This window comes from Psychroserpens ponticola (assembly GCF_023556315.2).
GTDB lineage: Bacteria > Bacteroidota > Bacteroidia > Flavobacteriales > Flavobacteriaceae > Psychroserpens > Psychroserpens ponticola.
Map to the genome: position 1 here is coordinate 1,997,063 of NZ_CP116221.1, position 14,854 is coordinate 2,011,916.

The window sequence follows — 14,854 nt, forward strand, 5'->3', positions numbered from 1 at the left end:
CAATAATTAATTAACTTAGCTACAAATCGGAAAATGACTTACGTCCTTTTCCGTAACTAATCATACACAAAACCGTTACCTGTAATTATGGAACTCACTCAAATCTAAAAACATCTAAACTGAAAATAGCGAAATATAAGATATACGAAACGCTAAAATTATAATGAAAACATTAACTCAAAAAACAATCGATAAATTAGAGTCAAAAGGATTAGTACTCTTTGGAAAGAAAAGAGATCTTGTTATGGTGTGTAAACCATTATCTACAATTGGTAATTGTATTGAGTGGAAAATAACGAAGCCTTTTGCTGAATTTGAAAACACTGAAAATGAATTAGTTCCAAAAAAAGAACAGTTTGAGACTGACGCACCTGTTTTAGGAGTTTTTATAGAACAAACTGGATTTAAGTTAGAAGTTTGGCAATGGGTTCCTGGACCTGGACCTGGTGATTTTGAAATACTTGTCTCAACTGAAAAAGAAGTATACAAACATATCGTAAATTATTTTTTCGAGGAAAATGAATATTTTGAAACATATAAAAAGTATGAATTAAAAAATAAACGGAACTTGTTATAAGTAAATTCACTAGGTTTTAGAAAAACTAATCATCTGATTGATTTGCTTACTCAATCGGAATAAAAAAAATTTAGAACAAAAAGTAGTCGGAATAAAATCCAAAAGGAAAATAAAAAAGTGAAACAACTACAGGTAACAACGTGTATAACCAATTGCTTGGTATGTGTATACTCGGAAATTCCTATCGGAATTTCCTATTGGTTCGGTTTCTTTTGCTAACTTAGTTCTCGCCAACGCAACAAGCCATACACAAACACGTTGTGCCACATTTCCAAACTGAACACTAAATGAAAATATTTCCGACCAAAAATTATGAATTTGAACTTACTAAAGATAGTTTAAGTGCAATGTCGGAACTAAAAAACAACACTCTGATTTCTGACTCGCTAACTTCCGAATGGACTAAAAAAGCGTTTATCGGACAAGTAAATGAAAAAGGATTTAAAATAATCTCATCTAAACCTGGACGAGGAGCATTTTGTGTTTTGGAGGGAAAAATAAAATCACAAAATGGATCTCTCGAAATAAGAATTCATAAAGCATTTCGGATAATGCTATCTATTATATATTTATTCCCTTTAATTGGATTTTCAATTGCGTTATTTACAGAGGAAACAAAAGCAATATTATCACTAATAATCCCGACTTTAATGTTCATAATTGTTTTTCGATTTATTTTCACGGAATTAGCATTTAGATTAATATCAAAAAATGGATTGAATAAGTTAACTGAAATAATTGGAATTACTAAACTGAATAAAAACGAGGCACAACAACGTGTATAACCAATTGCTTGGTTCTAGCCGACTTGGAAATTCCTACGGAATTTCCTCTGGTTCGTTTTCTTTTGTTAACTTAGTTCTCGCCAACGCAACAAGCCATACACGAACACGTTGTACACAAGCCTGAGCTAGCTCATCTAAAAATGAAATCTATAATATTTTGATATGAAAAATAAAATTATAAAACTGACTATTTTTTGTATGCTTATTTTTGGAATATCTCACTCGCAAGATGCACCAATGCCGTTTGAACAAGAATTATATGATTGTATGGATTCAATACAACCATTTGATATTGAAAAAGCTATTCCTTGCATTCAAAAAGCTACTACAGAATGTGAGCTTGTTATGAAAAAAAAATATGAGCAATTATTAAAAATAGTTGATGATAATAAAATTGTGGTTGACTCACAAAACGAATGGAAAAGATATAGAGACGCTCAAATAAAACTAATGGAATCGTTCCTAAATAAAAATCCTGATAAATGGCCAGTAGAAAGAAGATTAATAAAATTTGAACTGACGAAAATTAGACTGTTTGAATTAGAGGGATTAATTGCTATTTATAAATATTAGCCAGTGCACAACAACGTGTATAACCAATTGCTTGGTTTGTGTGTACTCGGAAATTCCTAGCGGAATTTCCTACTGGATCGTTTCTTTTTGCTAACTTAGTCATAGCCAACGCAACAAGCCATACACAAAACCGTTGTGTGTAATTTGAGAATTTGTCTACGTTACCAAGATTTGGTATATTTGAATAAATATATTTCAAAATGGGAAAAAACACATCAATATCACTCGGAAATCACTTTGAAGATTTCATCAAAGATGAAGTAAAGTCTGGCAGATATGGTTCTGTTAGTGAAGTAATACGTTCAGCTCTACGACTATTAGAAAGAGAAGAAAAAAAAGAAAGAGAACTAATTAAAGCTTTAAAAATTGGAGAAAAAAATGGATTTGTAGAAAACTTTGACCCAAAACAAAATCTGACTGAATTACATCGCCAACACTTATGAGTAAAAATAAATACCGAATAAGTAAACAAGCGATAGATGATTTAAATGATATTTGGCTTTATACTTTTCATAAGTGGTCTAAAAAACAAGCTGATAGATATTACGATTTAATAATCGGAGAAATTGAATTTATAACAGACAATTATTTGATTGGAAAATCAGCAGAACAAACTCGAAAAAACTATCGAGTTACTAAAATAAAATCTCATCTTATTTTCTATAGAAAAGTTGACAATGAAATTGTTGAAATCGTAAGAATTCTAAATCAGAGAATGGATATAAAAAAGAGGTTTAAATAAAAAAACAACACACAACAACGTGTATAACCAATTGCTTGGTTTGTGTGTATTCGGAAAATCCTATCGGATTTTCCTATTGGTTCGATTTCTTTTACTAACTTAGTTCTAGCCAACGCAACAAGCCATACACAAACACGTTGCCAGTAATACCGAAATGGATATAGAATACGAAAATCTACGAAATACTATTAAAAGAAAACATAGCTTCAAATATATTCCAGAATATTCGGAATCTTTTAAAACAGGAATTAATGAAACTCAAATAATTCCATTGATAATTGAAGTTCTCGAAAAGCTAGAATGGTCAATTGTGTATCATGACGAAAAGTCTGTTGAAGCCAAATGTAAAGGTGATTTTAGCAAATTAGTTGGAAAACTTACTATTAATAAAATTAATTCTAATCGTATAGAAATTAATAGTAAATCTTTAGAAGGTGGTTTTTGGGATTTTGGTAAAAACTCTAAGCGAACAGGACTTTTTATTGCTCTGTTCAAAAAATTAGAACAAGATTATCAAGCAAATGGGAAGCTAGTAGAATTAGAAAATGAATATAGAAAGCAAAATAACTGGGACGATTACGAAATTCCTAATGAACTGCCTAAACCCAAAATAAGTGCAAAGCCTAATATTCAAATTGCAATAATTGGAGGTTTAATAATAGCTATAGCAATTGGATCATTGGTTGGTTTCTTATCCCTTGAATTTACTTATTATATTTTTTTGACTGAAGTTGGAATTGGTTTTCTTTTTGGTTATTTATTAAGCGAAATTTTGAAGAAATCAAATATTATGGATTATAACAAGGTAAGAATTATGGCTATTACTTTTATCTTTATTATTTTTTTAGTAAATCATTATTTTCAATATTATTTAATAATTTCAAAAAACAACATATCGGATTTAAGTTTTATAGAGTTCCATAAATATTTACTTAACAAAGGTTTTATAATTAGTACATTTAATACAAGTTGGATTGGATTTCTTATTATTTGGGTTTTACAATTAGTAATTCCCTATTTCATTTCAATTTTTATAATCTCAACAAGTTTGATGAAATACTCGATAAAAAAAATCCCTGAGCAAGTTATAGAATACACAATTTTTCTTTTTCAAAAAGACAAAAATGAAAGTGAAGTAAGAGCTGAGTTAGCTCAAAAAGGATGGAATAAAAAATCTGATCAAGATGATGTTATTCTAGCAATCAGCTCTATTGTTGAATTTAATGAGTTTAATCGCGATTAAAAGTACTACTGGCAACAACGTGTATAACCAATTGCTAGTTTGTGTGTACTCGGAAAATCCTGCGGATTTTCCTACTGGTTCGTTTTCTTTTGCTAACTTAGTTCCTGCCAACGCAACAAGCCATACACGAACACGTTGCCACCAATTAGAGAAATGACGAAAGAAGAAATTTACGAAAAAGCAAACAGCGTTATTGGAATTGGCGGAATGACGGGAAATGAACGTCTTTTTGCAAGTGGATTAATGCACACATTTGACAAAGCAAAAAAGAAAGACAAATATTTAGCAAGAACAATTTTACAAGCTTTAAAATTTGACGAACTTTCAATAAGCCGAATAATTGGCTATTCAATAGATTCATTGAAATATCCAAACGCTTGGGATTTTCCGAATGAAAACTCAAATGGTCTGAATAATGAAGAAAAAGCAGTTTTGGAATACTCTGACCTGAACGAAATCGGAATGGGAGCACCTTTACGTGGAATTTGTCGAATAAAAATAAATGAGCATAAAAGTATTTTAATAGACAACAATTGTGGTGGACCAGCAATTTGGACAAGAAGTGGACAGAAAACTGCAATTCCGATTTGGAACAAATCCTTTTTTGGTGGAACATTTCAAAGAATTGGAATTGTAGATTTAAAAAAGCAAACGCTGACTAAATACAAGAAAAAATTTCGAGTTTTAGATTTAAGGTCATTTAGTGGTAATTTAATTTTAGGAATTGACAGTCCAATTCACCAAATGAAAACTGTCGAATTTGATTATGAAAATGAACCGATTGAAAAAGTTGTCGAAATAAAATAACTGGAGGCAACAACGTGTATAACCAATTGCTTGGTTCTAGCCTACTTGGAAATTCCTATCGGAATTTCCTACTGGTTCGTTTTCTTTTACTAACTTAGTTCTTGCCAACGCAACAAGCCATACACGAACACGTTAACAACAATAGTGCAAAAATTCAACAGCACTACTCTATTTGAACTATTGTTGTAAATACAAAAATCTCTAATTTCTCATTTAAGATTTTCGTTTATCATTTTTTGGAGAACTAAACGCTTTTTGGTTTGTTTTTGTTTATTAAGTTATAGCTAGAAAACTCTCAAGATAATTTCTTACTTCAATGGTAAAAAATTTATTTTTAAGATAATATCTTCGATCATTTAAAATTGTTTTTTTGTAAGTCAGTCGAATTATCGCTTGCGTTCTGTATCGTTCTAAAATCCAAAAAAGGTGTTCGTTATTATTCCTGTGGTGCAACCTAAATGCTATTATGGACTTTTCTCTTTTGCCAAATCAACGGTTTCTTGGGAGTATCAGCTAATGTTAGTTATAGCATTCTCTTTCGGTTGTTGTGAGATATATAGCTAGTTCTGTGATTCACCAATGATTTGTTCTGCACTACAGTTGCTAACAACGTGTATAATTAATTACTGCGGAATTTCCAATCGGAAATTCACAATAATTAATTATATTAGCTAATAATCGGAAAATGACTTACGTCCTTTTCCGTAACTAATCATACACAAAACCGTTGGTAACAATAGCTTCGAAATTGTAACTCCAAGTGATACAGAGTTACTATAATTACAACTTCGGAACTATTGCCACTCTTACTCTTAAAGTTGAAAGCTTACTCAAACTCTAAAACTCATTGTAGCGAAAAAAAGCCTGGTTTTCTTTTCGCGATTTTTTTTTGAAGTTAAGACACATTAACTAAAAAACTATTCTGAGAAAATTTTTATTTGAGTTTGAGAAAGCTTGCGGAAATAATCACTCAAACGTAAAAAGATGAGCTCTCAAATTCTTTATTTTAAAGAGGAGCTTTAATCTAATTTGGTACAATTTTCTTTTATTAGAAAAATCTATCATACATCTATGAAAACTTACTCCTGCTTCAACACTCTAATCTGAATGTGATTACTCAGATGTGTCGCTACAGTTGCCAACAACGTGTATAACCAATTGCTTAGTTTGTGTGTACTCGGAAATTCCTATCGGAATTTCCTAATGGTTCGGTTTCTTTTGCTAACTTAGTTCTCGCCAACGCAACAAGCCATACACAAAACCGTTAACAACAATAGTGCAAAAATTCAACAGCACTACTCTATTTGAACTATTGTTATTAATACAAAAATCTCAAAATTTCTCTTTCAAGATTTTCGTTTATCATTTTTTGGAGAACTAAACGCTTTTTGGTTTGTTTTTGTTTATTAAGTTATAGCTAGAAAACTCTCAAGATAATTTCTTACTTCAATGGTAAACAATTTATTTTTAAGATAATATCTTCGTTCATTTAAAATTGTTTTTTTCGTAAGTCAGCCAAATTATCGCTAGCGTTCTGTATCGTTCTAAAATCCAAAAAAGGTGTTCGTTATTATTCCTGTGGTGCAACCTAAATGCTATTATGGACGTTTCACTTTTGCCAAATCAACGGTTTCTTGGGAGTATCAGCTAATGTTAGTTATAGCATTCTCTTTCGGTTGCTGTGAGCTATATAGCTAGTTCAGTGATTCACCAATGACTTGTTCTGCACTACAGTTGCTAACAACGTGTATAATTAATTACTGCGGAATTTCCAATCGGAAATTCACAATAATTAATTAACTTAGCTGCTAATCGGAAAATGACTTACGCCATTTTCCGTAACTAATCATACACAAAACCGTTATGTGCAAGCGGAAAGAAACATCGAGATTAAATGAATGAACAGTTTATAGAAGAAAAAACATTTAAAAAAAAGGACTTTTCGGAAAATGGACTTGAAAAAGGCGAATATGAATTATGTTCTTTTTTAAATTGTAATTTCTCGAATTCTGATTTGTCGAAAATTAGGTTTATAGACTGCGAATTTTATGACTGTAATTTAAGTTCAGCTCATATTTTACAAACAGGATTTCAAAATGTACTTTTTAAAGATTGTAAAATGTTAGGTTTACAATTCGATAAATGTAACGACTTTGGATTTTTAATAAAAGTTGACAAATGCCAATTAAATCATTCGTCATTTTTCAAACGGAAACTTTCAAAATTTTCATTTCAGAAAACCAAACTTCAGGAAGTTGATTTTACGGAGTGTGATTTGAGTTTATCCGTTTTTGATGATTGTGACTTACAAAATGCAATATTCAAAAACACAAACTTGCAAAATGCTGATTTTAGAAGTTCTTACAACTTTTCAATTGACCCAGAAAATAACCAAATTAAAGGAGCTAAATTTACTTTAGAAACGGTAGTTGGCCTTTTAACAAAATATAATATCAAAATAGAACCCAGCTTTTAGAATACAATCGAGAATAGTGCTAATTACTGAAAATATAGAAACGGACAATTTGAACTCTGATAAAATAATGCCAGCACATAACAACGTGTATAATTAATTATTGTGAATTTCCGATTGGAAATTCCGCAGTAATTAATTAACTTAGCTGCTAATCGGAAAATGACTTACGCCCTTTTCCGTAACTAATCATACACAAAACCGTTGGTAACAATAGCTCCGAAATTGTAACTCCAAGTGATACAGAGTTACTATAATTACAACTTCGGAACTATTGCCACTCTTACTCTTAAAGTTGAAAGCTTACTCAAAATCTAAAACTCATTGTAGCGAAAAAAAGCCTGGTTTTCTTTTCGCGATTTTTTTTTTGAGGTTAAGGCACATTCACTAAAAAACTATTCTGAGAAAATTTTTATTTGAGTTTGAGAAAGCTTGCGGAAATAATCACTCAAATGTAAAAAGATGATCACTCAAATTCTTTATTTTAAGAGGAGCTTTAATCTAATTTGGTACAATTTTCTTTTATTAGAAAAATCTATCATACATGTATGAAAACTTACTCCTGATCCAACACTCTAATCTGAATGTGATTACTCTAATGTGTCGCTACAGTTGCCAACAACGTGTATAATTAATTACTGCGGAATTTCCAATCGGAAATTCACAATAATTAATTAACTTAGCTGCTAATCGGAAAATGACTTACGTCCTTTTCCGTAACTAATCATACACAAAACCGTTAGCAAACATTACAAAAATGAAAATATTAATTCTACTAATTTTGATGTTTTTTTCTTCAGTGAAAGTAATTTCACAAAACACAGACGCTGAATTATTTTTTAATGATGGTACTTCAATCATTGGCTACGGAATGATAGGCGATTTTGACAGAATCATGTTTAGAGTATCTTTAGATGATAAACCTGATGTTTGGACCGAACTAATGGTCAAAAAAATTATTTTTTATGGTTTTGAAATGAGTATAGAATTTCAATATGTAAAATTAAAACCCAATAGACCTCCTCTTTTGTTAGAAGTTATAGTTGACGAAGAAACAAAATTGTTTTCTGACACTAAAACTCACTATGTAACACAAAACCCAAATCCTAATCCTAATCCTAATCCTAATTATTACTCTAATAATCTTAATAATCCTAAATACAACCCTCATCCTATTAATGAAATTTTCGATAATGAGTATATGAATATTGCTTACGGTGAATACAAAACTTCAAAGATATATGTACAAAAAGCTCAAGATGAATTCCCTTTTGCATTGACTGGTAATTTTAGAAAAAAAGCTAAAGATTACTTTTCAGATTGTGAAGTTTTAGTAAGCAAAATAGACAACGGAGAATTTAGAAAATCCACAGCGAAAGAAATGGTATACTATTATAATGATTATTGTTTAGAATAATTATTTTCTACAGCCTAATTAAAATAATAATATAAACCAAAGTTAAATAAAACGTTTGCTAACAACGTGTATAACCAATTGCTTGGTCTGTGTTTACTTGGAAATTCCTACGGAATTTCCTCTGGTTCGGTTTCTTTTGCTAACTTAGTTCTCACCAACGCAACCAGCCATACACAAAACCGTTGCCACACATTTGAGAAAAACATTGAAAATCAACAAACCACATATTAAATTACATAAAATTAAAGGACAGCTTGTACTTGATATTGACACGTGGGAATTGAAAGATATTATTGAAGATTATTTGCGTGAGGAATGTGATATCGATTACGAATATTATCAAGATATAAATCCTGAAAAGTCACAAACGCATTATGAAAGTTACCGGCTTTTCTTTTCCGACAATTATACTGAAAACCAAATCGCAGGTGTTCTGAAAAAATACTCGGATAAGGAATTAATTGAAATTGTTGAATTTCAAAGGTCACAATCGAACGGAAAATTCTATTGTGAATGTTGCGGATATAACACGCTGAATGACAAACTAAACGGAACATATCTAATATGTACGACTTGTTATTGGAAAGATGACCCAATTCAATCGTCTGAACCAGATTATGAAGGTGGAGCAAATAGAGTTTCATTAAACCAAGCCAAACGGAATTTTTCGGAATTTGGAGCTTGCGAAAGAGATATGATTAAAAACGTGAATAAAGTACATAAAGCCGACGTTAGAAATCCGAAATATAAAGTGGAATAAAAACGTGTGGCAACAACGTGTATAATTAATTGCTTTGGTCGTTACTTATTTGGAAAATTCCTTCGGAATTTTCTCGCGTTCGTTTTTGTTTACTAAATTAGTTGCTGAAACACGCAACTAACCATACACAAAACCGTTAGCCACCATTTAAATGAAAGCCCGAAAAAGAATTGAAAATATCGAAAATATTGAGTTTTTAAAACCTGATTTATTGGCAGAAATAAAACCAAATTTTGGACTTGGAGGTTTTAACTTTAATCAAAATATTAAGGACTTTGAACAGAATTGGACTTACTCATATTTTGAAAAAGAAATAAAAAACGGATTGAATTTTAAACTTGACGAAAACTACTTTTACTTAAGTATTAATACAAAAAATAACGAAATTCAATTTGATATAGATTTGTTTAGTGGAAAATTAAGCTCTATAATTTGTGGTAAAGGATACAAAGGTAAATTAGATATTGGAGTTGGAATTGGAAGTTCAGTTAAAGACGCATTAAAAAAGGACAATAGTTTAGGATATAACTTGGATACTGATTGGATTGACAGAACACCTTTCGATGGTTTAATAATCCACGTTCCACAGAAATTGCAAACGAAATGTTGGGACTGTGCTTCAAGAGGAATTGAACTGCCTGATTTCGAAATTGAACAAATTGAACTAATTGATTTAGATTTCGCAAAAGAATTCTTCGAAGGAGAACTTTATTTTGAATAAAAAACGGTGGCTAACAACGTGTATAACCAATTGCTTGGTTTGTGTGTACTCGGAAAATCCTGCGGATTTTCCTACTAGTTCGTTTCTTTTTGCTAACTTAGTTCCTGCCAACGCAACAAGCCATACACAAACACGTTGTGTGTCATTAAAAAAAAATGTAAACTGTAATCAATAATTTAATTCAAAAAACAGACAAGGAAACATATTAAATATGGAAAAAAGAGACTTTATTAAATTAATGGGCTTAGGTTTATCATCAGCTTTTGTTTCCCCTTTATTATTCGCTTCAAGTAGCAATCAGAATGTCCCTTCGTATCTAAAAGGCTATGAGCAATTGTATTTAGAAAATCCTCGAAAAGCAGCATTAGAGTTTTTTAAAAACGCAAAATTTGGATTGTTCATACATTATGGATTGTATAGTCTATTAGAAGGTGTTTGGCAAGGGAAAAATTCTAAACCTTCAGAATGGATACAACATCGTGGAAAAATACACGTAAAAGAATATGAGAAATTGACGTCAAAATTTACAGCTGAAAATTTTGATGCAGACTTTATTACAGATATGGCACTGGAGGCTGGAATGAAATACATTAATCTTACTACACGACACCATGATAGCTTTTGCCTTTTTGATACATTATACACAGAGTTTAATAGTGTAAATAGCCCAGCAAAACGAGACTTGGTTGCAGAACTTTCAGAACAATGTCAGAAAAAAGGATTGGCTTTGTTTCTTTATTATTCTCACGGAAGAGATTGGAGACATCCACACGCTCCGAACAATGAAGGTTGGGGAGGAGCAGCACGTCCAAAATATGAAATCAAAGAAAAATCATATAAATATGGAGAAGAACATAATCTTCAAATATATGTTGACTTCATGAAAAATCAAATTACGGAACTCTTAACAAATTACGGACCTATAGCTGGAATCTGGCTTGATGGAATTGGAGTACCTAATAAAGGAAAAGGGAATAATAATAAAGAAATGTTTAAGTGTCAAGAACTATACGATCATATACATTCCTTACAACCTCAAGTATTAGTATCATATAAGCAAGGTTTATTAGGTACGGAAGATTTTAAAGCTCCAGAGCGTCATTTTAAGGGAGTATCAAATGTACCTCTTGAATTATGTGATACATTACAGCCATATTCTTGGGGTTATGCAAAGAGTGATGATAAAGGACACAAAACCCCTGATAACGTAATGAAAATTTTAAAAGACGCTGAACAAAAGAATGCAAACCTTTTATTAAACACAGGACTACTCCCTGACGGCTCAGTACATGCAGATGATATAAAAACACTCAAGGAAGTTGGAAAGCGTTTACAAAAAGGGTAGAAGATTACAAGAAAATTATTCTACCTTTTAATGAAAAAATAAAATTATAGATATTGACGGAATAACAAAAACATGAAAATAACGCCACACAACACCGTGTATAATTCATTGCTAGTACTCGCCTACTTACGAAAATCCTCTCGGATTTTCTATTCGGTTTGTATTTGCTAAATTAGTTGCTGAAACACGCAACGAAATCATACACAAAACCGTTGTAAAACATTAAAACTGAATGGAGAAATTTCTAACTAACTACGGACTTTATAAAGTTTACACGCTTTTAGAAGACTACTATATTGGTAATCAAGATTTCACTGACCCAATTGATTTTGTTGGTAGAACATTTGAATATTGGTGTGAGAATGAACAAGCAAAAAAAACATTTGAATTAGATTTAGATGAGGCAAGAAAGGATTATTTTGGAAGTCAAAGAGCCGATTTAATACACGATGACCATTTCATTGATGGAAAACTAAACTTTACGTTTACCGCAATTGGAAAATGCAAATCCTGCAATAATTATCACATTTATTTAGACTTGAATGTTTTTTCAGATAAACCTATTTCAAATATTATCGATAATGTAGACAACATTGCATTCCATAAACAGAATACAGAGCAACATCCAAATACTAATATCTACGCTCAAAAAGTTGGTGCATTTCCAGAAATTAAAAGAATCCCGAATAAAGTAATAACTAATTACTTTGACCGAGAAACTAACCAATGGTATTTTAAAGGAATAAACGCTATCGACAAAAATTTCGGAATTGGTTCGTTTGCTTATTTTAGAAGAATAATCGAAAAAGAATTAATACATATAGTTGAGAGCATAAAATTATTACCTGACTCACATACTGCTGAAATTCAAATACTATTGGATAAGCACAATGAAAATCCGAAAGTAAGTACAATTTACGATAACATTTTTCAACACCTTCCAAACTCATTGAAAGTTCTTGGAGATAATCCTATTAAACTATTATATAATCAAACATCAGAAGGACTTCATTCTTTGACCGAAAAAGAGTGTTTAGAAAAAGCAGAGAAAATATTAAAATTACTTGAATTTGTAATCAAGAAAATTAATGAAGAAAGGTCTGAAATTAAAGATTTGAAAGAAACAATTAAAGGTCTGAAATAATAACGTTTTACAACAACGTGTATAACCAATTGCTTGGTTCTAGCCTACTTGGAAATTCCTAACGGAATTTCCTCTGGTTCGTTTTCTTTTGTTAACTTAGTTCCAGCCAACGCAACCAGCCATACACAAAACCGTTGTAGTGCATTTGAGGAATGAACGAAATTTCAATAAACATACAAGAAGAATTATTTAAAGTTTGGTTAGAAAAAGAACTTCTGCCGAATTTTGAAAAGTGGGTTTATGAATCAACTGAACTAAAAGAAAATTTAAATACGAATTTCTATTACGAACTTCTTTCTTTCAACTACAAGCAAAAAAATGCACATCCTGAATTAAAAAAACTTATTGAAAATCAAATAAGTCAAAGCGACGTTGAAAAGTGGAAAATCACGAAAGATTTATTAAACGCAAAAAACCGAACTGAAAATCACTCAAAATCAATACGGAATTTTTATTCTCTTTATTGTAAAGGTTATGATTTTATGGACAATTTAGCATTCGATTATGGTTTGACTTTAGAATGTCCATATAGTTATTACAAAGCTGAAACTTTTGACGAACTGACTGAAAAACAAAAACAAACTTTAATAAACAAATGCTATCCAGATATTATTGTAGAAATTGAGAAAGTTTTAAACTGGATCGAAAACGGAAAAATAAAGCTAATCGGAGAAACGAATGAGTTCGGAAAATTAGAATATATAGACAACAGAAGTGATTTAGAAAAGAATAATTACAAAGAGAAAAACAAAGCTGTTGAAAAAGGAAATTGGTGGGAATTTTGGAAATAAAAAACGCACTACAACAACGTGTATAACCAATTGCTTGGTTCTAGCCTACTTGGAAATTCCTACGGAATTTCCTCTGGTTCGGTTTCTTTTGTTAACTTAGTTCTCGCCAACGCAACAAGCCATACACAAACACGTTGTGTGTAATTAAAAAAAACGTGAGAAAATTAATTCTTATACTAATTGCAATATTATTTTTTTTGACCAATTGTTGTCAATCAAATAGTAATTATACAATAAAGGATTTATTGACAAATAAATCTTCTAAATATTGGATAATAAATTCAATAAATGATCGAAATGTCGAAATAGCAAAAACTAGAATTATTTGGAAATTTGAAATTAATGGAAAATATACTGATTATCGATTGGAGGATGGAAATTTAAATTTATCAAAAAACGGAGATGAATTATATTCGAACTCTTATGAAGTTTTATCAAAAAATAAGATTAAATTAAATGGTTATGAATATAAATTAGTCAAACTAACTAAAGATAGTTTGATGGTTACAAATGATTATTACGATTATATTTTAGTAAATTACAATAGATAGATGCTGGTTTTATATTTAGAAAAGATTACTTCTATTAAAAAAATCGAAATGACTGAATTAATAAAACTACACACAACAACGTGTATAACTAATTGCTGGTCTTGTGTTTACTCGGAAAATCCTACGGATTTTCCTAATGGTTCGGTTTATTTTGTTAACTTAGTTCCTGCCAACGCAACTAGCCATAACACAAACACGTTGTACCACATATATGAAAAACCGCAATCTGACATTGATAATTGGAATTTTAATCATACTTCTTACTTTTGAGGTAAATGCTCAGACATTTGAAATGAAGTCTAACAAAAACAAAATTGAACAAGATTTTGTTCCATCCACTGAATTTAAGACTAAAATAGAAAATCAAGTCAAAAGCGAAAATGAAATCAATCTCATATTAGAAAAAGTAAAAGAAAATCAATATTCGATTTATATATTAAACAAATCTTCTGATTCGATAAAAATTTCTAAACAAGATTGGAGCTTATATTTAATACAGGAAGCTAAAGACACAAGTGAAAAATGGAAACCAGTTGAATACTGGCAATACGCTTCTTGTGGAAATAGTTATTTATCAAATAAGCTTGAACCAAACGGAATTATAAAAACGGAATCAATTGCCTATAATGGGAATTTTGAAACTGAAATAAGATTTAAGCTACTCAATGAAAATAAAGTCTACTATTCGAACTCAATTATTGGAAAAATAAGTGAAAATCAATTTAAACTACCAAATGACATAAAAACCAAGTGGCCAATTAGGATTATGGAAAAAACAATTTCTGAACAAACATTAAATGCAGTTATTTTCCTTAAACCAAACGGAATGGAAGATTTTAATAAAAAATGGGAAGCTTATTTAGAGAAAATGGCTGAATTAAGAAAGAATAATAAGAATTAAAAATACGTGGTACAACAACGTGTA

At 30.6% G+C, this 14,854-nt stretch carries 16 protein-coding genes; all 16 read left to right on the top strand.

The features are described from left to right. Nucleotides 1–163 precede the first annotated feature (163 nt). A complete protein-coding gene (locus MUN68_RS08955; protein WP_249997373.1) occupies nucleotides 164–577 on the top strand; it encodes a hypothetical protein in 414 nt (137 codons plus the stop codon). A 287-nt stretch (nucleotides 578–864) separates the two neighbouring features. Further along, the gene (locus tag MUN68_RS08960; RefSeq protein ID WP_249997372.1) at nucleotides 865–1,362 is read left to right on the top strand and encodes a hypothetical protein; all 498 of its coding nucleotides are present in this window, start codon (nucleotides 865–867) and stop codon (nucleotides 1,360–1,362) included. Between the two features lie 162 nt (nucleotides 1,363–1,524). Beyond that, nucleotides 1,525–1,935, top strand: a complete 411-nt coding sequence (locus MUN68_RS08965; RefSeq protein WP_249997371.1) for a lysozyme inhibitor LprI family protein — start codon at nucleotides 1,525–1,527, stop codon at nucleotides 1,933–1,935. Between the two features lie 200 nt (nucleotides 1,936–2,135). Beyond that, nucleotides 2,136–2,378: a type II toxin-antitoxin system ParD family antitoxin gene (locus MUN68_RS08970; protein WP_249997370.1), complete on the top strand. Its 243-nt coding sequence runs from the start codon at nucleotides 2,136–2,138 to the stop codon at nucleotides 2,376–2,378. Continuing rightward, nucleotides 2,375–2,677, top strand: coding sequence for a type II toxin-antitoxin system RelE/ParE family toxin (locus MUN68_RS08975; RefSeq protein WP_249997369.1), 303 nt, complete (start codon nucleotides 2,375–2,377; stop codon nucleotides 2,675–2,677). The genes MUN68_RS08970 and MUN68_RS08975 overlap by 4 nt, the downstream gene beginning before the upstream one ends. A 154-nt stretch (nucleotides 2,678–2,831) precedes the next feature. Continuing rightward, on the top strand, nucleotides 2,832–3,920 hold the full coding sequence (locus MUN68_RS08980; RefSeq protein WP_249997368.1) for a hypothetical protein: 1,089 nt from the start codon (nucleotides 2,832–2,834) through the stop codon (nucleotides 3,918–3,920). A 153-nt stretch (nucleotides 3,921–4,073) separates the two neighbouring features. Then, complete coding sequence (locus tag MUN68_RS08985) at nucleotides 4,074–4,727, top strand: hypothetical protein (RefSeq protein WP_249997367.1); 654 nt, start codon at nucleotides 4,074–4,076, stop codon at nucleotides 4,725–4,727. Between the two features lie 1,894 nt (nucleotides 4,728–6,621). Next, a complete protein-coding gene (locus MUN68_RS08990; protein WP_272792458.1) occupies nucleotides 6,622–7,203 on the top strand; it encodes a pentapeptide repeat-containing protein in 582 nt (193 codons plus the stop codon). 754 nt (nucleotides 7,204–7,957) lie between these two features. Then, nucleotides 7,958–8,617 (top strand): hypothetical protein, encoded by a 660-nt coding sequence (locus MUN68_RS08995; protein ID WP_249997327.1) that lies wholly within the window; start codon nucleotides 7,958–7,960, stop codon nucleotides 8,615–8,617. Between the two features lie 205 nt (nucleotides 8,618–8,822). Beyond that, nucleotides 8,823–9,377, top strand: a complete 555-nt coding sequence (locus tag MUN68_RS09000; RefSeq protein ID WP_249997326.1) for a CPCC family cysteine-rich protein — start codon at nucleotides 8,823–8,825, stop codon at nucleotides 9,375–9,377. Between the two features lie 151 nt (nucleotides 9,378–9,528). After that, the gene (locus MUN68_RS09005) at nucleotides 9,529–10,098 is read left to right on the top strand and encodes a hypothetical protein (protein ID WP_249997325.1); all 570 of its coding nucleotides are present in this window, start codon (nucleotides 9,529–9,531) and stop codon (nucleotides 10,096–10,098) included. A gap of 211 nt (nucleotides 10,099–10,309) precedes the next feature. After that, nucleotides 10,310–11,443, top strand: coding sequence for an alpha-L-fucosidase (locus MUN68_RS09010; RefSeq protein ID WP_249997324.1), 1,134 nt, complete (start codon nucleotides 10,310–10,312; stop codon nucleotides 11,441–11,443). Between the two features lie 232 nt (nucleotides 11,444–11,675). Beyond that, on the top strand, nucleotides 11,676–12,587 hold the full coding sequence (locus tag MUN68_RS09015) for a hypothetical protein (protein WP_249997323.1): 912 nt from the start codon (nucleotides 11,676–11,678) through the stop codon (nucleotides 12,585–12,587). Between the two features lie 152 nt (nucleotides 12,588–12,739). Beyond that, a complete protein-coding gene (locus tag MUN68_RS09020; protein ID WP_249997322.1) occupies nucleotides 12,740–13,378 on the top strand; it encodes a hypothetical protein in 639 nt (212 codons plus the stop codon). Nucleotides 13,379–13,623: 245 nt separating this feature from the next. Beyond that, the gene (locus MUN68_RS09025) at nucleotides 13,624–13,929 is read left to right on the top strand and encodes a hypothetical protein (RefSeq protein ID WP_249997321.1); all 306 of its coding nucleotides are present in this window, start codon (nucleotides 13,624–13,626) and stop codon (nucleotides 13,927–13,929) included. Nucleotides 13,930–14,221: 292 nt separating this feature from the next. Beyond that, complete coding sequence (locus MUN68_RS09030) at nucleotides 14,222–14,830, top strand: hypothetical protein (protein WP_272792460.1); 609 nt, start codon at nucleotides 14,222–14,224, stop codon at nucleotides 14,828–14,830. The last annotated feature ends 24 nt before the right edge of the window (nucleotides 14,831–14,854 follow it).